Source organism: Streptomyces sp. 3211.6 (genome assembly GCF_003634815.1).
In the GTDB taxonomy this organism is placed as follows: Bacteria; Actinomycetota; Actinomycetes; order Streptomycetales; family Streptomycetaceae; genus Streptomyces; species Streptomyces katrae_A.
The window spans coordinates 15,781-39,240 of the sequence record NZ_RBXC01000001.1 but is presented as its reverse complement, the minus strand read 5'-3'; the positions used below and the strand labels follow the sequence as shown (position 1 = coordinate 39,240).

The 23,460-nt window shown below is 66.2% G+C and carries 19 protein-coding genes; 8 read left to right on the top strand and 11 right to left on the bottom strand.

Translation table 11 applies throughout. The annotated features are described in order from the left end of the window. Positions 1-128: 128 nt before the first annotated feature. Positions 129-551, top strand: a complete 423-nt coding sequence (locus tag BX286_RS00180) for a nitroreductase/quinone reductase family protein (RefSeq protein ID WP_159036836.1) — start codon at positions 129-131, stop codon at positions 549-551. Positions 552-561: 10 nt separating this feature from the next. After that, positions 562-1,554 carry a pyridoxal-phosphate dependent enzyme gene (locus BX286_RS00175; RefSeq protein WP_121014255.1) on the top strand — a complete coding sequence of 331 codons (993 nt, stop codon included), beginning with the start codon at positions 562-564 and terminating at the stop codon, positions 1,552-1,554. A 28-nt stretch (positions 1,555-1,582) separates the two neighbouring features. On the opposite strand, the gene BX286_RS00170 is transcribed toward BX286_RS00175, so the two are convergent. Continuing rightward, positions 1,583-2,485, bottom strand: a complete 903-nt coding sequence (locus BX286_RS00170) for an SDR family NAD(P)-dependent oxidoreductase (protein WP_121014254.1) — start codon at positions 2,483-2,485, stop codon at positions 1,583-1,585. Between the two features lie 197 nt (positions 2,486-2,682). Here BX286_RS00170 and BX286_RS00165 point away from each other — a divergent pair, with 197 nt between their 5' ends. Then, complete coding sequence (locus BX286_RS00165; RefSeq protein ID WP_121014253.1) at positions 2,683-4,173, top strand: glycosyltransferase; 1,491 nt, start codon at positions 2,683-2,685, stop codon at positions 4,171-4,173. On the opposite strand, the gene BX286_RS00160 is transcribed toward BX286_RS00165, so the two are convergent. The 5 genes from BX286_RS00160 to BX286_RS00140 form a co-directional block, all read right to left on the bottom strand. After that, complete coding sequence (locus BX286_RS00160; protein WP_187344039.1) at positions 4,142-4,855, bottom strand: FkbM family methyltransferase; 714 nt, start codon at positions 4,853-4,855, stop codon at positions 4,142-4,144. The genes BX286_RS00165 and BX286_RS00160 overlap by 32 nt on opposite strands. Before the next feature lie 245 nt (positions 4,856-5,100). Beyond that, positions 5,101-5,865 (bottom strand): CPBP family intramembrane glutamic endopeptidase, encoded by a 765-nt coding sequence (locus BX286_RS00155; RefSeq protein ID WP_121014252.1) that lies wholly within the window; start codon positions 5,863-5,865, stop codon positions 5,101-5,103. An 11-nt stretch (positions 5,866-5,876) separates the two neighbouring features. Further along, a complete protein-coding gene (locus tag BX286_RS00150) occupies positions 5,877-6,572 on the bottom strand; it encodes an alpha/beta fold hydrolase (RefSeq protein ID WP_148710229.1) in 696 nt (231 codons plus the stop codon). A gap of 163 nt (positions 6,573-6,735) precedes the next feature. Next, positions 6,736-7,761 carry a 3-oxoacyl-ACP synthase III family protein gene (locus BX286_RS00145; RefSeq protein ID WP_121014250.1) on the bottom strand — a complete coding sequence of 342 codons (1,026 nt, stop codon included), beginning with the start codon at positions 7,759-7,761 and terminating at the stop codon, positions 6,736-6,738. Positions 7,762-7,850: 89 nt separating this feature from the next. After that, positions 7,851-9,008, bottom strand: coding sequence for a DUF3419 family protein (locus BX286_RS00140; RefSeq protein WP_187344038.1), 1,158 nt, complete (start codon positions 9,006-9,008; stop codon positions 7,851-7,853). Between the two features lie 474 nt (positions 9,009-9,482). Between BX286_RS00140 and lspA the strand changes: the two genes are divergently transcribed. Continuing rightward, positions 9,483-10,067: a signal peptidase II gene (gene lspA / locus BX286_RS00135; protein ID WP_079431453.1), complete on the top strand. Its 585-nt coding sequence runs from the start codon at positions 9,483-9,485 to the stop codon at positions 10,065-10,067. 458 nt (positions 10,068-10,525) lie between these two features. Here lspA and BX286_RS37175 read toward each other — a convergent pair whose 3' ends face one another. Both BX286_RS37175 and BX286_RS00125 read right to left on the bottom strand, forming a co-directional pair. Next, positions 10,526-10,783, bottom strand: a complete 258-nt coding sequence (locus tag BX286_RS37175; protein WP_237293247.1) for a hypothetical protein — start codon at positions 10,781-10,783, stop codon at positions 10,526-10,528. 161 nt (positions 10,784-10,944) lie between these two features. Continuing rightward, positions 10,945-11,376, bottom strand: a complete 432-nt coding sequence (locus BX286_RS00125) for a DUF5958 family protein (protein WP_121014247.1) — start codon at positions 11,374-11,376, stop codon at positions 10,945-10,947. Between the two features lie 297 nt (positions 11,377-11,673). Here BX286_RS00125 and BX286_RS00120 point away from each other — a divergent pair, with 297 nt between their 5' ends. From BX286_RS00120 to BX286_RS00105, 4 genes are all read left to right on the top strand, one after another. Then, positions 11,674-13,272: an ISL3 family transposase gene (locus tag BX286_RS00120; protein ID WP_121017463.1), complete on the top strand. Its 1,599-nt coding sequence runs from the start codon at positions 11,674-11,676 to the stop codon at positions 13,270-13,272. A gap of 64 nt (positions 13,273-13,336) precedes the next feature. Next, the gene (locus BX286_RS00115; protein ID WP_121014246.1) at positions 13,337-14,011 is read left to right on the top strand and encodes an alpha/beta hydrolase; all 675 of its coding nucleotides are present in this window, start codon (positions 13,337-13,339) and stop codon (positions 14,009-14,011) included. Between the two features lie 520 nt (positions 14,012-14,531). Beyond that, a complete protein-coding gene (locus BX286_RS00110; RefSeq protein WP_100864815.1) occupies positions 14,532-14,861 on the top strand; it encodes a trypco2 family protein in 330 nt (109 codons plus the stop codon). A gap of 453 nt (positions 14,862-15,314) precedes the next feature. Next, positions 15,315-18,617, top strand: a complete 3,303-nt coding sequence (locus BX286_RS00105) for a tetratricopeptide repeat protein (protein WP_261993275.1) — start codon at positions 15,315-15,317, stop codon at positions 18,615-18,617. A 413-nt stretch (positions 18,618-19,030) separates the two neighbouring features. Here BX286_RS00105 and BX286_RS00100 read toward each other — a convergent pair whose 3' ends face one another. From BX286_RS00100 to BX286_RS00090, 3 genes are all read right to left on the bottom strand, one after another. Then, positions 19,031-19,441, bottom strand: a complete 411-nt coding sequence (locus tag BX286_RS00100; RefSeq protein ID WP_121014245.1) for a WD40 repeat domain-containing protein — start codon at positions 19,439-19,441, stop codon at positions 19,031-19,033. Further along, the gene (locus BX286_RS00095; protein WP_121014244.1) at positions 19,405-20,073 is read right to left on the bottom strand and encodes a WD40 repeat domain-containing protein; all 669 of its coding nucleotides are present in this window, start codon (positions 20,071-20,073) and stop codon (positions 19,405-19,407) included. Before BX286_RS00095 ends, BX286_RS00100 begins: the two co-directional genes overlap by 37 nt. Positions 20,074-20,636: 563 nt before the next feature. Further along, complete coding sequence (locus BX286_RS00090; protein WP_100864412.1) at positions 20,637-22,625, bottom strand: helix-turn-helix domain-containing protein; 1,989 nt, start codon at positions 22,623-22,625, stop codon at positions 20,637-20,639. Positions 22,626-23,460: the final 835 nt, after the last annotated feature.

The window sequence follows — 23,460 nt, the reverse complement described above, 5'->3', positions numbered from 1 at the left end:
AACGTGGAACAGGAGATCGACTGCCGTGGGGAGTCCCTATGCACAGACTCGGGGTGGCCCTTCTGCGCGCGGCCATGCTCCGGATCGGGCAGAAGTCCAGTCCTGCCCTTCGCAGATTCATCGTCGTCATGAGCGTGCTGCATCTCGGCGTCTACCGGCGAACGGGTGGTCTGCTGGGACGACTGGGTCTGAAGCACGGCAAGATCGTGATCATCACGACGACGGGCCGTAGGACGGGCGAGCCGCGGACGGTTCCCCTCCTCGCTGTCGAGGACGGCGAAGACCTCGCGGTCATCGCTTCTCACGGGGGACTGGACCAGCCGCCGGGCTGGTGGCTGAACCTCGGAGAAAATCCCTTCGCGACGGTCGAGATCAGAGGTCGCACCTTCCCTGTCAGGGCCGAACGGGCCGACCAACGGAAACGTGCGGAACTGTGGCTCCGGTTCGTCAAGGCTTTCCCCGGGTACGAGGATTACCGGCAGCGCACAGCCCGAGAGCTTCCCATTGTGATTCTCCATCCCGTGCCCGGACCGGCCGTGACAGCACGTTGAGGGACCAGGCATGCGCGACCACAATGGAATCCAGCGCATTCTGGAGGCCCCGTTCGTCCCTCTGGGACAGTGGCCGACGCCGATCTCGGCAATCTCCCGATCAAACGGGGTGGATGTCCTGGTCAAGCGTGACGACCTCTCCGGTCACGGCCGCGGAGGCGTCAAGACACGTAAGATCGAACATCTGGTCGGGCACATGCTGGAGAAGGGGTACGGCAGCCTCGTCACCCCGGTGGGCAACGTGACCAACCTCGTACACGACATCCTCCCGGTTCTTCGACGGTTCGACATCGCATGGGACATCGTCGTCGCTGACGTTCCGCCTCTTCCTCTCGGTGAGCGGCGGAGGATGTTCGGCGGCCTCGGAAGCAACGTGCGTCTGATCGGCCCGGGCCACATCGAGGCAGCCGGTGCGCTGGCCGGTGCCTATCACCGGAGCCGCAGAGCGGGACGACGGCCGTTCTTCGCCCCGCCGAGCCTCGCACATCCCGCAGCGGTGATCGCTGCTGCGCGCGGTTTCCTGGAAATGGTGGGTCAGGTCGAGGCCATGGGGGTGCCGCCGCTGCAGACGGTGTTCATCACGGCCGCGTCGGGCACGGCGTTCGCGGGTTTCGTGCTGGCGGAGAACCTCCTGCGCCAGCAAGGACATCGTCCGATCCATGTCGTCGGCGTTCAGGTTTACCCGGGCCCAGCACGCTGGTGGATCCACGGACTCGTCCGGTGGACCGAGCACTACTTGTCCGTGTCCGACCGGGTGCCGAGTGGACGCATCGACCTGAGGACGACCAGGATCTACCGCGAATTCGGCCGCTACCCAACCGACCTGGTCGAGCTGTGCACATCCGTGAAGGACGAGACAGGACTGAAGCTCGACCCGGTCTTCGGAGGTAAGACCTGGTCGATCATGGAGTCTTGTCTGGCCCAGGGGCGCAGCAATGGTTCCGTGTTGTATTGGCACTGCGGCTACACGCCGGACTGGGAGGTCGTGCCCGCGGCTCGTTGAGGTGGGCCGGCCCCACGTCGCTGAAGGTCTATCTCGACGGGGATCTGCTCAGCTGCCTGGCAAGCAGCGCGTCGAAGACTCGTGTGGGCAGAGCGGTGGACAGGGCCACCCCCGCGCGTGCCTCCGCGCCCATGAGATAGACGGCCTTGGGATGTCGCGCATAGAGCGCATGATGAGCGGCACGGGCGACCACCGACGGCGAGATGCTCCGCCCCGCCGCGGCGGAAGCCACGTATCGCCGCATGTTCTCCAGTGTGCTGCCGTACAACTCCTTCGCTCTCATCGGCAATCGGTCCGTCAAGCCCTGCACAGAATGGTCTGCCTTGCCCCAGATCGGCGTCGCCACCGCTCCGGGCACGAGGACGGACACGCAGATGTTCCATGGCCGCAGCTCGCGTCGCATCGACTCCGCTATGCCGTTCAGTGCGTGCTTTGACGCGGCGTAGGGTCCGAAGCAGGGTGCGGCGACGTGTCCTGCGATAGAGCTCGTGAAGAGTACGCGTCCGTCCCCGTGATCGCGGATCAGGTCAAGAACCGCCTGAGTCACGGCCAGCTGGCCGAAGACGTTGACCTCGAACTGGTGTCGCATCTCGTCGATGGTCACGTATTCCAGGGGGCCGCCGGTCGCGGCGCCGGCATTGTTCACCACTCCGCGGAGGCGCTGCCGGCCCAGGAGCCGGCGGATCGAATCGGCCGCCTCCGTGATCTGGCTGCCACTGGTGACGTCCAAGAGGATCTCGTGCACCGCACCGGGCAGTCCGTCGCCCTTCGGCGCGTCCCCGGCCCTGCGCACACCGGCGAATACGGTCACACTTCGCCCGGCGAGGTCCAGAGCGATTGCCCTGCCGATCCCGCTGGATGTACCGGTGACGAAGACTGCTTCGTCTCTGGTTTCTGCGAGGTGCCGGCCGAAAGGTGAATGACGCCTCACGCGGCGGCCTCCTCGACTGAGCGTGAACTAAGCATCGGAGCGAAACGGTTGCGAACAGTTACGTCACCATGATGAGTGAGAACCCACCCGTGCTCCCCTGTCTCCACCGGGGGCTCGTCGGCTCATCACCCGAACGCACCACTGTCGCGTCAGTAAGCCGGCGAGCCCTCATGCGGAATTCGGGTTAGACTGATGGAATGCTGGTGATAGCCCTTTCCGCCATGCTGGCGTTCTTCGCCATAGCTCAACTGCGGATACTGGTCATTCATGCATATTCTCAGATGAAGGGTGTCGGAGGGCAGGCCATCGAACTCACCCGGCCGAGCAGTTGCTCCTGGCCGACGGTCGTGGTGCAACTCCCCATTTATCGAGAACATAAAGTTCTTTACCGACTGCTCGCGGCGGTAAAGAACCTCGACTATATGGACGGCCGACTCGCGGTGCAAGTTCTGGACGACTCCGAGGGGGAAGAGGCCGCGCTGGCCAAGGCTGTCGTCGACGCACATCGCGGAGGCTCCGTCCCGATCGAATACGTCCACAGAACAAGCCGCGAAGGGTACAAGTCGGGGGCGCTCAACCACGGTACGCGAACGGTAGATTGCGACCTCGTGGCGATTTTTGACGCGGACTTCACACCTGATCGTGACTTCCTCATCAAAACCGTGCCCCTGTTCGAGGATGCCCGCGTCGCTGCAGTCCATACGCGGTGGCGACACCGCAACGGCCTTTCGTCCACTCTGACGCTGTTCCAAGCGGCGGTCATCGACAGCCTCTTCTGCTTTTCGAGCGGGATCCGCCAGGCCAGGGGGGAGCCCACCATATATCTGGGGACCAGTGGGGTCTGGCGGAAGCGCACGATCGAAGAACTCGGCGGGTGGCACGAAGCACCGTTCACCGACGACGGCATCGACCTCAGCTTCCGTGCCCAGCTCGCGGGATGGTCGGTCGTCTTCGTCAACGAGGCATTGGCCAGCAGCGACCTTCCCGACACCTACCTCAGCTACAAAAGCCAGCAACGCCGCTGGGCGCGCGCGGCATTCCGGCTCTTCCTCGATTACGGGAAGAAGGCGCTCAGTCCGCCACAGGGCAAGAGGCGTCGATTTCTTGAGCTTTCTTCCTTGCACCTGGTTCTGGGTACACCGGTACTCGTCCTGACCGGACTGCTCTCCAGTGCATATGTCGTTTTCGGGCTCCCACGCACTCCGTACTGGGTGATCACCCAAGTCGGTCTCAGCGCGTTTCTCGTACTGTTCCCGCCGTTGCAGGAATGCGCGCTCTCTCAGAGAATTCTGTACGACGACTGGGCGCGGCGGTGTCTGCGTCTGCCCCTGTCGTTGCCGCTCGCCATAGGCGTATCGGTCTCCATCCTGGCCGGCTTCCGGGACACGATCAAGCGAGACGAGCCGGAGTTCGTGAGAACCCCCAAGGAAGGGTCGTCGGGCATTATCCGGAAGAGCGAAGTGAAGTGGGTCAAAACCGCCTCGCGGATCGCGTGGTGTGAACTGGGCCTGGGTGTCGTGTTTCTCTCGTCCGGGCTGCTGTCCGTCGTGCGCGGGTACGCCGAGTCGTGTTTCCTGCTCCTGTCCCTGGCAGGGGCTTTCCTGGTCGCGAGTGCGAGGAGCGGATCGGAGATCCGACGAGCCGGTCACCGGCCGGCTACCCCGGCCTCCGCAGGCACATCAGATTGACCCGCCCGTTTCCCTGGCGACGGATCTCCCGCCGGATGGCGTCGCGGTCCTGGGGGTATGTCACCGGTCGAGGAGGGGGCCCCGCCAGGGAGACGTCGTCGAATCCGCATGCGGCCAGGGCCGCCCAGAACGAGTCGATCGACTCACCTGCAGCGGCCAGCGTCCGCTCGTTGAGCTCGATGATCAGAACCAGACCGGGATTTCGACGGCTCAGCTCCCGCATACCGGCCAACGCCGCGACCTCGTGGCCTTCAATGTCGATCTTGACCAGATCCACTCGGGGCCACAGACTCCGTTCGGCCCATGCGTCCAAGGTGGTGCACGCAACGGTCTCCCTCGGCCCCGCACCGTCGCCGGCCGCCGCAGCCCGGTGGATGCTGGACAGCATGCTGTCGGGCGTGCCTGCGAACAGCGTCACTGCACCGACCGAATCTCCCACGGCACTCGGCACCACGTGGATCTCGCCGCAGACGTCGTTCTCCGCCACGTTTCTCCGCAGGATGGGGAGCAGTGCCGACGACGGCTCGAAGGCCCAGACCCTGCTCGCCGCTCCGCCGAGGCGCGCGCACAGCAGCGTGAAGTAGCCCAGGTGCGCACCGACGTCCACGACCGACATGCTCGGCCTGACGAGCTGCCGGATGAGTGCCGCGACATCGCGGTCGTGCATGCCCATCGCCAGCATCTGGAGGTGATATGAGGGGCGCCCTTCGTGGTAGAGCCGAAAGCCGTCGACCTCGACGGGGATCCCCGGATCCGTCAGAAGCGAGTGGGGGAACAGCCACCGATGCAGGGGTGCGCCGAGCTCGGCAAGGAGTGGTGCAAGGGGACCAGAACGGTCGAACCCCCAGGCTCCGGCTCGATGAACAGCGCGTGCGCCGCGCAGAGTGAATGCACGCAGCGGTGATGCGGGACGTGGCACGAGCGGACCTACCGAATCACGAGGGCAATAGCAAGGGGGGCGAGGACGATGTTCACCCCGTGTGTCGCCATGCAGAGGTACAGAGAGCCCGTCCGTGCGTGCACCCAGCACCAGATCATGCTCACGCCGAAAGCCCATACGAAGTATGCTGCGCCGGCCACATACGGGTATGCAGGCAAAAGGTAGACCAGTTGGGCCGAGTGGCGGAGTCCGAACAGGGTGGACGTGACGACCGAAGCGATCGGCAGCGAGTAGCGCCCCAACAGCGAGCCATGGAGCAATCCCCGGTAGAAGAGTTCCTCCCCGAACATGGGCCACAGTCCCAGGAAGACGTACACGATGATCAGCGCGATCCAGCTTCCATAACGCGCGGCGTACAGATCCGCGAACTTCCCATAGGTCGCGAGCAGGTTCCATGCGGGATCCCGCGTCTTGCCGAGGACGGCCATAGCGAGGCTGTAGAGAAGGATGAAGCCGCCGATGAACGCGATGGCGGCAGCGAACGGTCGGCCTTGCTTCGGAAGATGCGCCCGAATCTCAGGCCAGGGTCGACCGGTGGGGCGAACCCCCAGCCAAAGCGGGATGACAATGGCGAGGCACGCGTGAAAGACAGGAAACGGCGCGTAGGGCCAGCCTTGCCATGACTCCGGAAGGGCGACCGCGGTGACCAGTACACCGATGCAGAGAACGGTGAGCGGGTGGAGTCCGCCGACGGGTGCGGTGGGGTCGGCGGCTTGCGCGTCGGGAACCGCGGGTTTCCTTACGTTCGCCATGGTCTCATCAGCTACTCCACGCTGGAGATGAAGCGGCGAACGGTCTCGTTGACGAATGAGTCGTCCACGTAGGTGATGAAGTGCTCACCACCTGGCTTGATGACCGCTGCACCCGCGTGGGGAAGCAGCGCGGCCATGCGGCGGGCCTGGGCGACCGAGACGATGTGGTCGTTGTCGCCGGAGATGACCAGGCTCGGCACGTGAACCTCGCCCGGCGTCGGGCGATGCTCGGTCAGGTTGGGAAGAATGCTGTGCTTGAACAGCGCCGTCAACCGAAGGACGACCAGCGCCTCCTGGACGATCCACTCCGGTTTGATCTGGGTCCCTCCGACGAAGCGCCCAAGGAGCGTCGCACACACACGTGATGACACCACTCGCTCGAGGGGAAGGTGTTCCAGCATCTTCAGCCAGAAGCCGTAGGGTTGCGGGAACCGGTAACGATCGGCCAGCCCGACGAAGACCACCGAGCGACACAACTCGGGGTGATGCTTGGCCAGATAATAGGCTGCCGCACCCGTGTCGCCCCACACGACGAAGTGCGCGCGGCTGATACCGAGGGCGGAAAGCAGGCAGCGGACCTCGTGGGCCCTGTCCTTGATGCCGACCCGCGTGTTCGTGCTGAGCAGCGGTTCATAGAGCACGACGCGGTGGTCGCGCTGGAACTCTGCGATTTGAGGTGCGTAGACGAAGTTCAGTTCGGTGACCATGGGCAGGAGTACAACGGCGTCCCCCTCTCCGCAGTCGAGTACGCGGAGTGTTCTGCCGTCGGGAAGCGTGACAGGACGCATGGCCGCCGCGATCGCTCTTTGGTCCTCGGTCATCCTCGTGCGAAGCGAGTCCGAGACGGGAGGGCGCACCCATGTGCGCGCGTCAGTCATCGCACCCCGCCTCACCGGGCAGGAGCTCGATTGCCACTGCGCCGCAGGAGAACCCGAGGCCGAAGGCGAGAAGCAACAGCCTTTGCCCTGGACGGAGCAGACCCTCGTCTCTGGCCAGGGAGAGATTCACCAACAGGCTGGCCGGGCCCATGTTCCCCAGGCGGCTGGCAGGCATCGGGAAAATCTCCGGCCGGAAGCCCAGGGCCTCGATGAGAACGTTCAGCATGCGAACGTTCGGCTGATGGGAGATGACGAGGTGGACGTCGTCGTGGCACCACCCGGCTTCTTCGAGTACACGGGAAACCAGGGGAGGGATGACGCTCAGCCCCGTATGAACCAGGCCAGAGCCGTCCATGTCGTAGAAACCCGCTTGCACGCTGACCCCTTCGGGGCCGGCGTTGTAGCCCAGTACCGGGATGCTCCCGAGGGCCGCATGGTCGGCGTGAGTCACCCACTGAAGGCTCATGACCTTCGCCGATATGCCCTGTGACGTGGTGTGCCGCTCGACCACGACCGCGCCCGCACCAGCGCCGAAGAGCCCGACCGTGCCCCTGTCCTTCGAGCTGATGATCGGCAGGAAATCCACACTCGACGAGATGACGGCCCGACTGCAGCGATTGCTCGACAACATGAGCACAGCCATCTCGAACATGGCCACAGGTTCAGCGCAGACTCCGTCGACGGAGAGCACGCGTAGACCCTTGAGCCCCAGCGCATTCGCCAAGATGACCCCGGACGGCGGGGTGAAGGCCGTCAGGCCGTTCTGGATGTGAAGGAGAACTGTTTCGGGGCCCAACATGTCAGGTTTCAGCCCACTCGACTGGAGAGCCGACTCGACAGCGGACACCGCCAGCGTGAGTACGTCCTCTCCTTCCCCGCAAACCCGTCGTTCATCAATCCCTGTGCGCTTCGTGAACCAATCCGTGGACAGCCCCATCGAAACAGCCAGGCCGGTGTTCGAGACAATCCTGGAGCCGACGGCATGACCGGTGCCTGAAATGCTGAACTGCTCGAGCACGACCTCACTCCTTCGGGTGAAAGTTGGTCCGGCATCCGGCCAGAAGGAGCGAGCTGCATCTGACCTGTGAAGGTGTGGCTGGCCCAAGGTTACGTCCGATGCAATTGATCCGCGACTCGCTGCTGATCAATTCGGTAGATGTAGAAGCTGCTGTACGTAAAGGACCGGTCCTGCGCGAAGAGCCGGTGGGCGAGATCGTCCTCGCTGACCACCGCGCTTCGGAGCTCCGGAGGGACAGGAAGTGAGCGTACGGCGGAACGGTAGATGAAGCGGCCGCCTGGCGTACCAGCCCTGAGCACGCTGCGCACCGTCGTATGGAGAGAATCCCGGCTCATCCAGTCGAATATGTCCAGAAGGCTGAACTTGTCGACCGACGACTCGGGCAATGAATCGAGGTGCTCGGTGAGCCAGGCTGTGACGTTGACTACGCGATCGGCCGTTTGCTTCAGGGTGTCGAAGTTCCGTTCGAGGAGGTAGGGAGGAACGTTCTCCGCGTCCAGGTAGGCGCCCAAAAATGCCTGGGCGATGAAATAGTTGTCACGTATCGGGACGGTGGTCAGCACATATTCCACGCGATCGCGTATGTATCGCCCTATGCCATGACGGTCTTGAATCAGGTCGTACTGGGAGGGGTGCATGCCGGCGAAGGCAAGCACCCATCGGGAGCCGAGGATTTCGAGTACCGAATCGCGAAACAATCGCGGGTGGATCTCGCGGTAGTAGAAATCGCGCTGGTCATCGATGTCGTCAACCTCGAAGAACTGGCGCATCCGTCGCTCTCCGAGTTGCCATCGCATATAGCGGCGAATCCACTTCAAGAAGAACCCCAGCTTGCCCTGGGCAAGTATCCCGCGTTCCAGTATCCGAGTGTTACTGTCCCAGTAATTTCGTGCGTCATCAGGCAACTTGGCTCGCAGCGCTCGCCGGTAGATGTCCACCGCCTCTGTGCCGCCACAGGACGTGAGGAGAGAGCGGAAGTCGGCATGGTCAAGGTGTCGGATGCCTGCCAGCTTGAGGTCGAGCAGGTACGTCTGAGCGGGATTGGGGTCGACGCAGATGAGCCGGCGGGGCCGTAGGCAGAGGAGGTTCAGGCAGTTGCAGCCACCCGAGGTGATGGACAGCACGGTGTCCTGGTCCGCCGATATGCGGAGCGCCTCACGATCGAGAAGCGGATCCTCCCAGGACTGGTTGAATACCAATCCGCGGAAGTAGGTGCGTTCTATCAGTCGATTGAGCGTGCTCTTCATCACGCGAGCCCCATCGCCGACCTGGTCCTGTGGAGATGGGGCAATAGCACCCATTGCCCCTACCTTGTCACCAAATGCTACTCCGAGTGACTCTTGTTCGCTCCTTGACGCGGCGGCCGCCACCCTGCCGCCTTGCTTCCGGGCGTCCTGGACGCACCGGGCCCGGGGTCTCCTGGCTGACGGCGCCCCCGGCATGGCGGACGTCGAGTGGGCCGAGCTGAGAGAGGTCCCCGGGACGCCGCCGACTGGATCCGAGGGGATCGGAGTCAAAGCAGAAGTGAACACTTTCCCGGATTCCTGTCAGTCCCTTTCCAGTGCTTCAACGCGCACCGCTGAGTCGGCCAAGCCGGCATTCGTTACTGATGGTGGCTGGCCAGGTACGTAGTGTCCGCATATGCCTGCCTTCAGTAGGGCAGGGGCTATTGTGTCGTAATGCCGTCTCGTCATGCCGGCTCTGTATCAGTGGAGTGGATCATGCCTACCAGCAGTTCCTCGCAGCCCCAGCGGGAGACAGCAGGGACCGAAGCCGGCGCCCGAGCTCTGAGCAAGAGCCATCTGGCCGCATTGCTGGCAGCGGCTGGTCTCACCTATGCATTGGACCTGGGCAGCAAGTTCCTGGCCGTCTCGCGGGTGGAGAACCACGAGCCCGTCGGCGTTGTCGGCCGCGTGCTCACTCTCCAGGTGATACGCAACTCGGGCGCGGCGTTCAGTATGGGCCAGGCGGTCACTGCTGTGTTCACGGCGATCGCGTTCGCGGTTGTCGTAGTCATCGTGCGTGCCTCACGCAAGCTCCACAGCCTCCCGTGGGCTCTCGCCCTGGGCCTGCTGTCGGGGGGTGCGCTCGGCAATCTGACTGACCGGATCTTCCGGGCACCAGGGGTCTTCCGAGGGCACGTCGTCGACTTCATCTCTGTTCAGCACTTCGCCGTCTTCAATCTCGCCGACTCGGCGATTGTCTGCGGGGGAGCCCTGATGATCCTCCTTTCGTTCTTGGGCGTTTCCCTGGACGGAACGGCCCCGCACGACCGCCGGGACAGCGGCATCGTCGTCCCGGGGTGACACGCATCCCCACCGCGTAGCCGTCTTGCCTTGATCGACGGATTCAAGGCCCGGCGAGCGGTGAGTTGGCCGCACAGGCCCTGCGGGAATCGTGTGAGGAACGCGCCCCAGGTGATGCGTCCAGGCTGCGGGTCACGGGCGAAAGTGCCCGCCGCCATCCTGGGCGGGCAGGGCTCGACGGGGGAGTCGAGCGGTGTCCATGCCTCGCCCTCTGCCGGCGGGTGGACCTCGCGCACTGGCGTGGACAGCCGGGCGCTGCACACGGCGCAAGAGAAGACCTCGGCACCGGCAACCTGCATGTCATCTCCCGTACTCCTGTGAGCCTGAGGCTGCGTCCGGAGCGGTGCCGATGGCGCCTGCCGAGCGAAGCGAACGCCCGAGGTCTCCGGTGAGGATGCGGGGGTGTCGCCGCCACCACCATAGGGCGGGGCCGGGGAGCCCGTGCAACTGGTCGAGTGCTATGCCGTCGTCGTCGAGGGTCGCGGCCTTGTACCGGTCGTCCAGAGCTGAACGATGTGGTCGTCCAGCAGGAGCCACGCCTCGTGCAGCCAGTTTCGGCAGTAGAGATCGTTGGAGTACTCGTGGATGTCGTCGCCGTAGCCGCGCTCGATGGCGCTCACCAGGGCGGCCCAGCCGCTCACCCTTTCAGCGAGCGTGAATGCCGTCCGCCAGCCGCGCTGGTGCAACAGCTCTCCGACGTCGGATTCCGTAGCCACGGGTGGAAGTTCTCACGCCGACTCTGTCCGGGCGACTGAGATGTGCTGTGAATGGGTGGTGTGGTGGCAGCGGTTGGTTGTCAGCGGGTGACCGTGTTCGCGTACGACGGTTGCTGACTGCTCTGGGCGGCTGCATGGGCTGGAGCTGGGGTGGACGTCTGTTACGGCTGCTCGGTTTCTGATGACGTTGAGGGCAGGTTGTGCCATGGGTGTCCGCAGGCGTTCTTGCAGTGCGTCTGTCTGCGGCGGGTGTCGGCGACGGCGAACACGGAGACGAGGACGCGGAACGCTTTGACGTATTCGTCGGCGGGGAGGCCTGAGAATCCGTAGCGGGGTGGGTCCATGCAGATCATCACTGAGGGGTTCGCGGTGGGTTTCACCCCGGACCGGGCCACGCCGGCGCGGCCGTCCGCGGCGGTGATGTGTGCCTGCATCGCGTAGCCGCTGACCTGCTGTAGTACCTCCCGTTGGCCTGCCGGGGAGAGACCGGAGAACCAGGCAACCCCGTCGGCCAAGGTTCGGAGCTCCTGGGCGATCTCGTTGACGACCAGCTCGGTCTTGGAGCGGCCGTCCGTACTACTCGTCGCGGTCATCTCGTGATCATTCCATGGTCTCGGTTCAGGGCGAGGTGGCGGTCTGCAGTGGCTGTCATCAGGTGACCAGGCTGCTGCCATGGGCTGCTGGCTTCGTTCACTTCTAGGAACAGCGTTTGTCGATGAGTTCCGTCAGCAGTGGGCGATCAAGAGGGCCGCGGATGTTCATGAGTTTTGGTTCTGGCGCACTTTCCGTGGACTATCCACGCTGAGTGACGATTGTGGGGGCGAGCAGGCCCGGGGCAGGTTGCCCGAAAATGATCTGCCTCCGGTTCGATGTGGCTGACTGTTCGGCTCGTGGAAGAAACGGTGCTGCGGCTGGAAGAGTTGCTGTTCCCGTCGATCGCGGACGTGGCGGTGCTGTCGGTCGACGTGAACGATGAGTCGGTACGCATCGAGGCTCGGAGCACGGCGGCCGAGTCCGTTTGCCCTGGCTGTCTGTGCTGGTCACGGCGGATTCACAGCTCCTACCTGCGGTTTCCCGCTGATGTACCCAGCGGTGGCAGACGGGTCGTCCTCTGCCTGCGTGTCCGCAGGTTCCTCTGCCCGGTCATCTCTTGCGGGCGCCGGACCTTCGCCGAGCAGATGCAGGGGCTGACCCGTCGGTACGGCCGGCGGACCGAGCGCCTGCGGTCAGCGCTGGCCGCGGTCGGCCTCGCACTCGCCGGTCGGGCCGGGGCCCGCATGGCGAAAGTCTTCGGCGTGTCCGTCAGCCGCAGCACGGTGCTGAGGCTGGTCGAAGCCTTGCCCGACCCGGAAGTTCCCGCCCCGCGCGTGGTCGGGGTCGATGAGTATGCGACCCGCAAAGGGCGCCACTACGGGACCGTCCTGGTCGACGTCGAAAGCCGGCGTCCGGTGGACCTGCTGCCCGACCGGGAGGCTTCCAGTCTGGCCGCTTGGCTCGCGAAGCGGCCCGGGGTAGAGGTCGTATGCCGCGACCGGGCACCGTTCTTCGCCGAAGGGGCCACCGCCGGGGCGCCCCAGGCGGTGCAGGTCGCAGACAGGTGGCACCTCTGGCACAACCTGAGCGAGGCCGCCGAGCGTTGTGTCGCAGACCACCGCGGGTGCCTGCGGGTCCTGGCGCCGGATCCAGCCCAGTCCGTCCCCCAGCCGGAGAAGTTCGCAGACCCGTCCGGCTCGCCGTGGCCTACCGGGCATCGTTTCGCCGACCGCACCCGCTCCAAGCACGCGACCGTCCACGAACTGCTGGCAGCCGGGCTCAGCCGGAGGGCGATCGGCCGCCAACTCCGTATGACCTCCCGCACCGTCAAGCTCTTGGCCGACGCAGCCACCCCAGAGGACCTGTTCCACGGGCAGTGGCAGGGCCGGCCCTCCATACTCGACGCCTTCAAGCCCTACCTGGATGACCGCTGGAACCAGGGCTGCACGAACGCCTGGACCGTGTGGGAAGAGATCGTGCCGCTCGGCTATCAGGGCAGCTACCAGCGGGTTCGCGCCTACTCCCGGGAGAAGCGGCTCTCGCCGGGCCCCGTCACAGCTCGGCCACCGTCACCCCGCGTCGTTGCCGGATGGATCCTTCGCCGGCCGGAGACTCTCAACGAGACGGAGCACCTTCGACTCAAAGCCATTATGGTCCACTGCCCTGAACTGGACGCCCTCACCGGCCACGTCCGCTCCTTCGGTCAAATGCTCACCGAGCGCCAGGGCGAACGGCTGCCGCAGTGGCTCGATGCAGTCCGGCGAGACGACCTCCCAGGCCTCCACACACTCGCCGCCGGCATCGACCGTGACCGCGATGCGGTCATCGCCGGCCTCACCCTGCCCTGGAGTTCCGGCGTTGTCGAAGGACACGTCAACCGCATCAAGATGCTCAAGCGCCAGATGTTCGGCCGAGCCGGATTCGCCCTCCTGCGCAAACGAGTGCTTCTGGCGTGATCGGCGGCGCACAGGTGATCATGGCTGCGGGAGAAGGAATGCTCTACTGAATTGGGGGATCTTCGTGAGTGGTGTGGTGTTGGTACACGGCCTATACCACGACCCCCAGCACTTCGACCTGGTCGTCGGGGAGTTGGCTGCTGCCCGAGTCGAGGTCGCTGTACCGGAACTGCATCGTGGCTCGCTTCAGGCCGACACTGAAGCGGTGCAAGCAGTCGTTGATGCCATGGAACAGCCGCCCCTGGTTGTAGGCCACTCTTACGGCGGGTCAGTCATCACCGGCCTGACAGGTGCTGCTCATTTGGTGTATCTGGCAGCCTTTGTGCCTGCTGAAGGCGAGAGTGCGGCCCGTCTCGGTGGTTCGACCACGCTCCTCGCCTCCTCCATCGTGCAAGACGGAGACGGCGTGACCCACGTGGATCCCGCCGCGGCCGTAGAAGTGTTTTACGCCGACGCCCCGATCGAACGTGCGACCTGGGCTGCGTCGTTGCTGCGACCCCAGAAACCCGGATGTGGCCGCGGCGTACCGGAACGCCAGTCGTGGCAGAGCACGCCTTCCACCTACGTCATCTGCACTCAGGATCGCGCGATTGAACCTGACCTGCAGAGGGAGATGAGCAGGCGCTGTTCCAGCACATTGACGTGGCACACGAGCCACTCACCCTTCCTCAGCCAGCCCGGCAGAGTCGCCGCCGTACTACGGAGCTTGCTTCTTCCCAGCACCGGACACTCTCAGTGACCGATCACGGAAAATGAGCCAGAGCCCGAGTTCGGACAGCACGTGTTCACCACTTTGGGAGTCACTCGTGTCGCGCGCTGTTCGATGTTCACGAGAATCGGCTCTGTCTCACATTCGGTGGTAACACTGCGTTACGGCGCAGTTGACGCTTGCCTGGTCGAGGAAACTGCGCCTGGCCGGCCGCGTGGTGGCTGGTGAGGAGGCGCTTCAGCACACAGGTCCCTCTCATTGGTCTCCGCGGAGCCGGGACGGCGAAATCGCTGCGCGGGCATCCTACGGAGACGGGCCGGCACCCACCCGACAGGGCGGTAGGTCGACCCACCTGCAGGTATCACCCACTGCAATGACGGACACTTTGCGTTACCACCGAATGTGAGACAGAGCCGATTACGGGACAGAGCCGATGACCGTACAGACCCGGCGTGTTGTGGCGGATGTGGTGTTGTCCCTACGGTGGGTGAGTTCACTGGCAGTGCCGGTCATGAATCGCGCGGACCGGTAGGAGAGTTGGGGGTCTGTGGTGGAGATCGAGCTGGCGGACGCGGTGGCGGCGGTCCGCGACGAGTTGCTGGAGGCGGCGGCCCGGGGGGCGGGCGAGAACCTGCAGTTCAAGGTGGGCCCTGTGGAAATGGAATTCGCCGTGGAGGTGCGGGTGGATGCGAAGGCGAAGGCCGGCTTCAAGGCATGGGTGGTGACCGCAGGAGCGGAGGGCACTGCCGCGCGGGGTCGCACACACAAGGTCAAGCTCACCCTGACGCCGCAGAACGCGGACGGAACGGACCTGATGGTCCACGGTGACAGCAACAGCGACGAGGGTCCCGGCGACCTCGACGAAGTGGTCAAGGACTGAAACCCACAGGAACGGACGCATCGCGCGGGGGCGGGTCAGCCAGTGGAGAAGAACCGGGTTGTGGTGGTACGGGGGTCCGGCGGTCCGGGGTCGGGGTATGTGATAGCACCGAATCTGGTGATCACCTCGGCCCACGCGGTACCCGCGCGGGGTGGGGGTGTCACGGTGTTCCGCCCGGGTGAGACGCCCGTGTACGCGGGCCGGGTCGTTTGGCGGGGCACGCCGGATGGACGTGACGACGCCGCCCTCGTCCTGGTCGACGACAGCGGGTGGGTTCCTCCGGAGGACGGCAGCCCGGTGCGATGGGGCCGACTCGCCACCACGCTGCCCGGCACCCGTTGTGAAACCTGGGGCTCCCCTGACCTCGTCAGGCGCAAGGGCAGGCCCACCGACACCAAGCACCTCACTGGGACCCTGAACCCTGGGGACCGGGACGTCGGCAACCGCTACGTCATGAACATCGACGGCCATCCGCCTGCACCCCGGGCGGACGGGAAGTCACCCTGGGGCGGACTCTCGGGAGCTGCCCTGTTCTGCGAGGACCTGCTCACCGGTGTCATCGCCGTCGACCCCGGTGGGCACTCCCACGCCGCACTTGAAGCGGTACCCGCCTACATGCTCCTGCGCGACGACGCCTTCCGCTCCGTGCTGGCCGAACACGGCGCGGGTGCCAGCACCGTCCTGGAGGCCGTGGAATGGCAGCACCTCGACGACACCCTGGATCAGATCCCCGACGTCCTGGCATCCCCCACCGTGCTCCTGCACGCCCGGAACCAGATCGTCCCTTTCCGAGGCAGGGCCGACCTCGTCGAGCAGTTGCAGACGTGGAGCCAACAGCCTGGCTTCGGCGCCTACCTGCTGCACGGGCCAGGCGGCCAGGGCAAAACCCGCCTCGCTCAACATCTCACCGACATCCTCTCCGCCGGACGAAGCCAAGTGCTGTGGCTGGCCCCCAGCGCGGCGCCTGAGAGCCTGGCGGTCCTCGCCGGGGCAGCCCGTCCCCTGCTGGTAGTCGTCGACTACGCCGAAATCCGTGCCCCTCAGATCCTCGCCCTGCTCGAAGCCGCCGGCCGTCACCGAGGCAGCAGCCCGTTCAGACTCCTGCTGCTTGCCCGAACTGCCGGCGACTGGTGGGAGAACCTGCAAACCGCCACTCGCCGCGCCGAAGACCTCCTCGACGACACCACGGTCACAGGCATCGGCCCCTTGGAGCCAACACCCGGCCAATCACGCGAGCAGGCCTACAAAGAAGCCCTCGACCGCTATGCCCAGCACCTGCCCAACGTCCGCGACTGGCAGCACCACCCTTGGCCCAGCATCGCGGACAAGCTCCGAAACCGCAGCGTCGACGCGGCCAACCTCTCGAGTGCGCTGACCCTGCACATGACCGCCCTCGCCGACCTCCTCGACACCGCCACCACCACCCAACCCGACCACACCAGAACGCCGTTACCCAGCACCGCACGAACTGTCGAGGACCGGCTGCTCTTCCACGAACGCCGCTACTGGACCAACGCTGCCGAAACCCGGAAACTCACGTCCAGTCTTGGCGACGAGACACTGACCGACGCCCTGGCCGCGGCGTTCCTCATCCAAGGTTGCACCAACGCGGATGCCGACACCGTCCTGCGCCGGATCCCCGGTCTTGCCGACGAGACCTACGACCGGCGCAGAAGAGTCCGTACCTGGATTGCCAGCCTCTACCCACCCGCCAGCAGCGACCGCGTTTGGGGGCTACTACAGCCCGACCGCCTGGCCGAATGGTTCGTCGGACGCCACCTCACCAACGTCCCCACCCTGGCCCACCACCTCTCCAGCGGCATCAGCCGTCCCCAAGCCGACCAACTCCTCACCCTCTACACCCGCGCCGCCGCGCACTTTCCACTGCGCCACCTCGGCCCACAGCTCACCGACCTGATCGCCGCGAGCCCTGGCACGCTCGCCCCCGCTGCGATCGAGGTCGCCTCCCAGTCCGAACACCCCACCCCGATCCTCGACGCTCTCCAGCAGATTCTCGACAGCGCCGCCACATCCCTCGACGACCTCACAGCCCTGGCCAACGAGCTGCCCGCGGCAAGCCAGATGCTCGCGCCCTGGGCCGCGCTCCTGACCGAACGCACCAGCGATGCCTACCGGCAGCGAGCCCAACGAGACCCCCGGCTCCTGCCCGATCTCGCCAGCAGCCTCGACCACTTTGCGGGGAGGCTTAGGGAGCTCGGGAGGCTGGAAGAAGCCCTCGCCATCAGCGACGAATCCATGGCCATCTATTTCGGCCTTGCCACCTCGCCCCCGTACACACACCTTCCCGACCTCGCTGCGAGCCTCAGCAACCACGCCGTCCATCTCGAGGCACTGGGGCGGATGGAGGACGCCCTGGTCGTGATCAAGGAAGCCGTCACTATCCACCGCAACCTCGTCGCCACACGGCCCGACCTCTACCTCCCCGACCTCGCCAGGAGTCTCCAGAACCTTGGCAGCCAACTTAGAGACGTCCGGGAGCTGGAGGAAGCCATCACCGCCAGCCAAGAAGCGGTCATGCTGTACCGCAGCCTCTCCAGCACACACCCCGATCTCTTTCTCCCAGCGCTCGCCGGCGTCCTCAGTAACCTGGGCACCCAACTCGGGGATGTCGGCCGGACCGATGAGGCCCTCGCTGCGGCCAACGAGGCCGTCGCCCTCCACCGCGACCTCGCCACCAGACGCCCCGACACCTACCTCCCCGACCTTGCCAGGACCCTCAGCAACCTCGCCGCAGCCTTCCAGGAAGCCGACCGCATGGAGGAGGCTCTTACCGTCAGCAACGAAGCGGTTGCCCTCCACCGCGACCTCGCCACCAGACGCCCCGACACCTACCTCCCCGAACTGGGCGGCGCCCTTCACAACCTCGGTAGCCAGCTGTGGCACCTCGGCCGGACGGAAGATGCCTTGGCCGCAGCCGAGGAAGTGGTCACCATCTACCGCAGCCTCGCCACCACACGGCCCGGCCTCTACCTGCCCCACCTCGCCAGAAGCCTCAGCGACCTTGCCGCAAACCTCGCGGGAGCCGGACGGATGGAGGACACCCACGTTCTGTTCGAGGAAGCCGTCCCCGTCTATCGCACTCTCGCCACCACTCAGCCCGACACCTACCTCCCCGACCTCGCCCTTGGCCTCCACAACGTCTCGGCAGGCCTCTTCAGAAGAGGGCGGACAGAGGAGGCCCTCAGCGCCAGCAAGGAGTCCGTCAGCGTCTACCGCGACCTCGCCGAAAGGCACCCCGGCACCTATCTCCATCAATACGCCGGAAGCCTCAACGACCTCGCCGAAGGCCTTGCCAGAGCCGGGCGGATCCAGGAGTCGCTCAACGCGAGCGAAGAAGCCGTCATCGTCTGCCGCGACCTCGCCGCCAACAACCCCGAAACCTACCTGCCCCGCCTAGCTGCCAACCTCGACATCCTCGCCTCCAGCCGTGAGCAGGTCGGGCGGACCAAGGACGCCCACGCTGCACTCGAGGAAGCCGTCACCATCCTCCGCGGGCTCGCTGCCGCACGCCCCGACCGCTACCTGCCGCACCTCGCGGACTACCTGAAGAAGCTCTCGGCAGGCCACTACAGCACCGGCGGGATCCCGCAGGCTCTCGCAGCGGTCAACGAGCTGGTCACCGTTTACCACAGCCTCGCCACCGCACACACGGAGGTGTATCTCCCCGCCCTCGACTGGTCTCAACGGCTTCGGTCTCTGCTTCAGCACATGGCCGAGGACGGTCAAGCTCCCTGACTCATAGCCGTTGCGCCGGAGTTCGAGGGTCTGTGCAATGAACGGCTCTGTCTCACATTCGGTGGTAACACTGCGTTACGGCGCAGTTGACGCTTGCCTGGTCGAGGAAACTGCGCCTGGCCGGCCGCGTGGTGGCTGGTGAGGAGGCGCTTCAGCACACAGGTCCCTCTCATTGGTCTCCGCGGAGCCGGGACGGCGAAATCGCTGCGCGGGCATCCTACGGAGACGGGCCGGCACCCACCCGACAGGGCGGTAGGTCGACCCACCTGCAGGTATCACCCACTGCAATGACGGACACTTTGCGTTACCGCCGAATGTGAGACAGAGCCCGAGAATCGACAGCACGCTGGTACCACTTGCCTCATGCCCACGTGTGGAGGCTGGCGACTTGGAGAGGGAAGGATGATGATCAATCACTTCCCTTCGAGCGGGTTCGCCAGAAGCTTGCTCTTCGGCGACGTCTTGGTCGTGGGGAGGATCCACAAGAGCACACCTGCACTGCTGACGGTTGCGAGCAGCCTGCTGTCTGGGGAGAAGGCTGGTGTGCCGGTTGGGGCGCTGACGAGCTGGCGGACGTACTGGTGGGTGCTCGTGTCGTACAGGAACACCGTGTCGCCGTAGGTGGTGGCGAGTAGTCGCCCGTCTGGGGAGAAGACCGCCTTGCTTCCGTGGCCGACGTAGCTGGGGACGAGCTGCGAGATCTTGCTGTGTGTGCTCAGGTCGAACAGCTCCATCGTCGCCTCGGGGCCGCGGGCGCCGTAGGGGCTGATGCCGGAGCCGGTGCAGATCAGTGCTGCCAGCCCGCCCGCGGGGGAGAACGCCATCGCGCCGAGAGGGGGGGGTGCTGGTCGTCGTTGACGGACAGCGCGCCTGCCGGAGCGGCGGTGGCGGGGTTCCACAGCTGTACAACGTTCCCGATCGCGGTGGCCAGTCGGCCGTCGGGGGCGAACGCGATTCTGGTTACGGGGTTGGCGCCGGTGTGGATGTCGCCGACGAGATCGCCGGTGTCGGTGTCCCATACGCACACCCGACACACCTCAGCCAAGACAGCGAGCATCCGGCCGTCGGGAGAGAGCGCGAATGCGTCAGCACCCCTGCCGGAGTATCTGGGGAACGGGCTGGTGTAGCTGGAGGACTGGCTGATGACGCTGGGGAACAGTCCGAGGGGCATGCCCGTGACGGTGTCGACCAGGCGGATCGCCCCGTCTTCGCCCATGGAGACCAGGACCCCACCGGCCGGGGAGAACGCGATGTCGGTAGCGCCGTGGACGTGGTAAGTCTGCAGCAAGCCCGCCGGTTCGAGGGTCGCCGTCTCCCACAGGCGCACCGGACTGTTCTTCGCGGCGACGGCCAGCAGCGAGCCGTCGGAAGAGAAGGCGATCGAGTTGATGTCACCGGCGTCTTCGACGTTCAGTTCCAGGAAGATCAGTCTTCCCTGGTGCAGTGCTGCCAGCATGGTGCGGATGGGAAGTCCTTGTGCCGCGAGGGCGTTGCTCAGGATTCCGAGGTCCTCAGGGCCGTGATCGGGATTGCCCGGGGACGCCGGACGGCGGTTCTCCTTGCCGGGCTGGGTGGTGGCCCGGGAGTGGGTGTTCGGGGGTTCGCTGCGTACTGAGCAGTCCAGCCTGCGGCAACCCAGTCGTCCCCGCAGTCCACCGCATCTTCTCCTCGCATAGCACCTTCTTTCTCCCATGTCGGGAATGCCGGAATCAGGCTAGGGGTGACCACTGACAACCGGCCCGCGTGCACCTCAGGTGGGGGCCTCCAGCCTGCACCCCCACCCGGCTGAAGCTCCGCAGCGGGGCGCCTGCGAGCTCTGGGCGCAGCCCCACGTTCGACACCCGATCACCACTGTGCCGGCGGGCGGGACGCCGGGCGAAGCTGTCCGCTGGGGCGGGGTCTTTCGCCCCCACTGCGCTTCGAATGGCCACAATTTCGGGGCGGAGGGTGTGTCCCTGGTTCGGAGAGGACCCCGTGATCCGGCGGGGGCTGCCCTGGTGCTCGGGTGTGCGGGGTGCTCTACCTCGGCTGTCGGGGGTGGGGGGTGTTCAGGGCGAGCATGAGGGACAGGGCCATGGTGGTTGATGGGGCTTTGAGGGGGGTGGTGGCCTGGTTGAGGCGTCGGCGTTCGGTGGCGGGGAGCGCCACGGCGATGCAGGTGGTCTGGCCGGGCAGGGTGAGGGGGTTGGCGGCGCAGATGGTTTGGTCGGAGTACTCGGTGAGGTCGTATTGGACGGGGGTGAGGTCGAGGGAGCGGAAAAGGCTGTCGGGGTTGGTGATGGTGTGCGGGGTCAGGGGTTCGGGCTGGTGGCGGGAGAGGTGGTCCAGGCGGGCTTCGCGGTCGAGTTGGGCGAGGGTGGCTTTGCCGACGGCGCTGGCGTGGGCGCTTTCGCGGAAGTCGACCCACTGGTGGACGGTGGGGATGCCGGGCTCGGCTGCTTCGTGGGAGACGTGGATCTCCCCGTCGATGTAGGTGCCGATGTAGATCGCGCCGAGGAGCTGCCGGCTGAGGCTTTCGAGGTAGTCCTGTGTGACGTCGCGGCCTTCGGCGACGGCCTGCAGGACGGGGCCGGCGGTGTGGCCGCCGTCCTTGCCCTGGGTGAAGTGGTGTTCGCGCAGCCATGAGAGGACCTCGGCGGCCTGGGGGACGGGAAGCCCGCAGGACCGGGCGAGCGTGGTCAGCCCGACAGGCGCGTCGCAGGCGCGCAGGACTTCCAGGATCTCCAGTCGCCGGCGTACCGCGTCGGCACCGGTGCTCCTGGCGCCGCCGGGCCTCGTGGACGGGCGCGCCCGGGGCGTAAAGCCGTCTCTCGGACTGCTTCCATGTGGGCCAGTGCTCGAGTGCCCCGGTGCGGTCGTGTGGGACGGGCTGCCCGCACGCGGGTGCGGGACCGGTGCCGGTGCCGCGCCGGCGCCGTCGTGCGCCTGGGGGCCGGCGGGGGTGAGGAGCGCGGATGCGACCTGCATCCGCTGCCACAAGGGGTGGAGGTCTTCCGGCTGTCCGCGCAGGGCTGTGGCCAGGGCGGCCACGAACGGCCAGTCGGCCAGCTCTTCCTCGGGCCGGCCGGTCACCAGCGCACGCCTCACCCGGCCCGGGGCCAGTAGCGGGTGGTTGGAGCAGAGCGCATGCGGCAGCGGCGCGCCGGCCGCGATCCACATCCCGCGCAGGGAGGCCTTCAGCGCGGCGGCTGCCTGCAAGAAGTCCTCCGGGCCCGGCAACTGAACGGGCGGGATCCCCAGGGCCTTCTCCCACAGGGGCCTGAGGTCGTCGGGGTCGGCGCCGCACAGCGCGGCCACCGCCTTGACCACCTCCCACTTCGGGTTCCGCCTGCCGAGCAGGATCCGGGACAGTAACGACGGCGACACCCCGACTTCAGCCGCCAGCCAGCGCTGCGTGTGCCCGGAAGACCGCTGCAGGTGGGACAGGGCGGTGGTGAGCTGGTAGCCGGGATGGCCGGGCAGCGCCGGACTGGAAGGCCCCTGCCCCTCCTGCGGCGCGGCGGAGGGGGAAGCCGGCCGCCGTGACGGCACGCGCGGCGGGCGGGGGCCGGGGGCCGAGCCGCGCGCGGCCCGCCACTCGAGAGTCTTGGCGACGTTTTCGTCGCTGAACTTCACGCGCGCGTGCGAGGGGGACATGGCCAGCACGGCCGCGATGTCCGACCATCCGGCTCCGTACTCGGCGGCCTGCCGCACCGCGACCGCCTTGAGCTCCTCCAGGTCCCGCTGCAGCCGCACGACCTCCTCCACCAGCTCCAGCGGCCGCGAGGGCGCAGGCAGCCGGGCGCGATGCAGAGCCGCGCCCGCCCGGCCCGACACCGACTGCGCGAGCCGCACCACATCCGCGTCGTGCCGCTGCGAATACCGCAGGACCGACGCCTGCCGCGCCCGGTAGGCGGCCGCCCGGCATTCCTTCCCGCAGTACTGCGGAGGCCGGCCCGTCGGCCGGGGACGGAAGAACTTCTCCTTGCAGTGCGCGCATTCGATCCGCGGCGCCACCAACTGCGACATACCAGTCCTTCACAGGCATGAGAGGGGGTGGCGAATCGCCGCGCCACCCCGGTTTCGTCACGACACGCCCCGAGGCGCAATGCCCCCGAGGGGAGGAAGAAACGGCCCACTCGTCCCGGCGCGCGCCGCGACGAGCGGGCCGCAGCGCAGCCTCAGCCCGTGGCCACCGGCACCGGGCCGACACCACTCCACACCAGCCTGGACCGCACCGACCAGGAAGAACGCCGCGCACAGGCCAGCAGAGCCGGCAGGACAAGAAGCAGGGACGAAACCTGCGCAGGGGCGAGAACGAGAATCACGCCCACGAAAACGACGGCCAGAAACGGCACCAATTACACGTTGACACACTTGTCGACAGCCCCGCAGGACTGGGCCACCCCAATAGGGGGCATGTTACGGTCGAAACCGCTGCTCAGGGCCATGATGGGCTCGGCAGAACCTCGGATAACGGACATGGCGCTCCCTTGTTCGAGTCGGTTGAAGGAGAGCCCCTGCCCCTGGTTTGACGGCCGGTCAGGGGGCCTCCGAATCGCGACCCTAATCGGTGCGACGACAGCCACCTGCCGGTCAACGCGAGAAACCAGCAGGTGCAGCAAGGTGAGCCGATAAAGCATCAAGCCGAACATACAAACTGCTCAGAACTGATCAAACCCCCGAAACCCAGCCCTGAGCACCGGCCCACCCCACCTCTCCCCACCGGCCGCAGTCCTTCGTGCGCGGCCTCTCGACGCAGACGGACCGGCCACGCACGGGCGGGGCGGACGCTCCCGCTCCGGGCGGCCCCGGCCCGCCAAGGCCGCCGAACACCTGACCGCAGCCGACCCCGCCCCTGGAC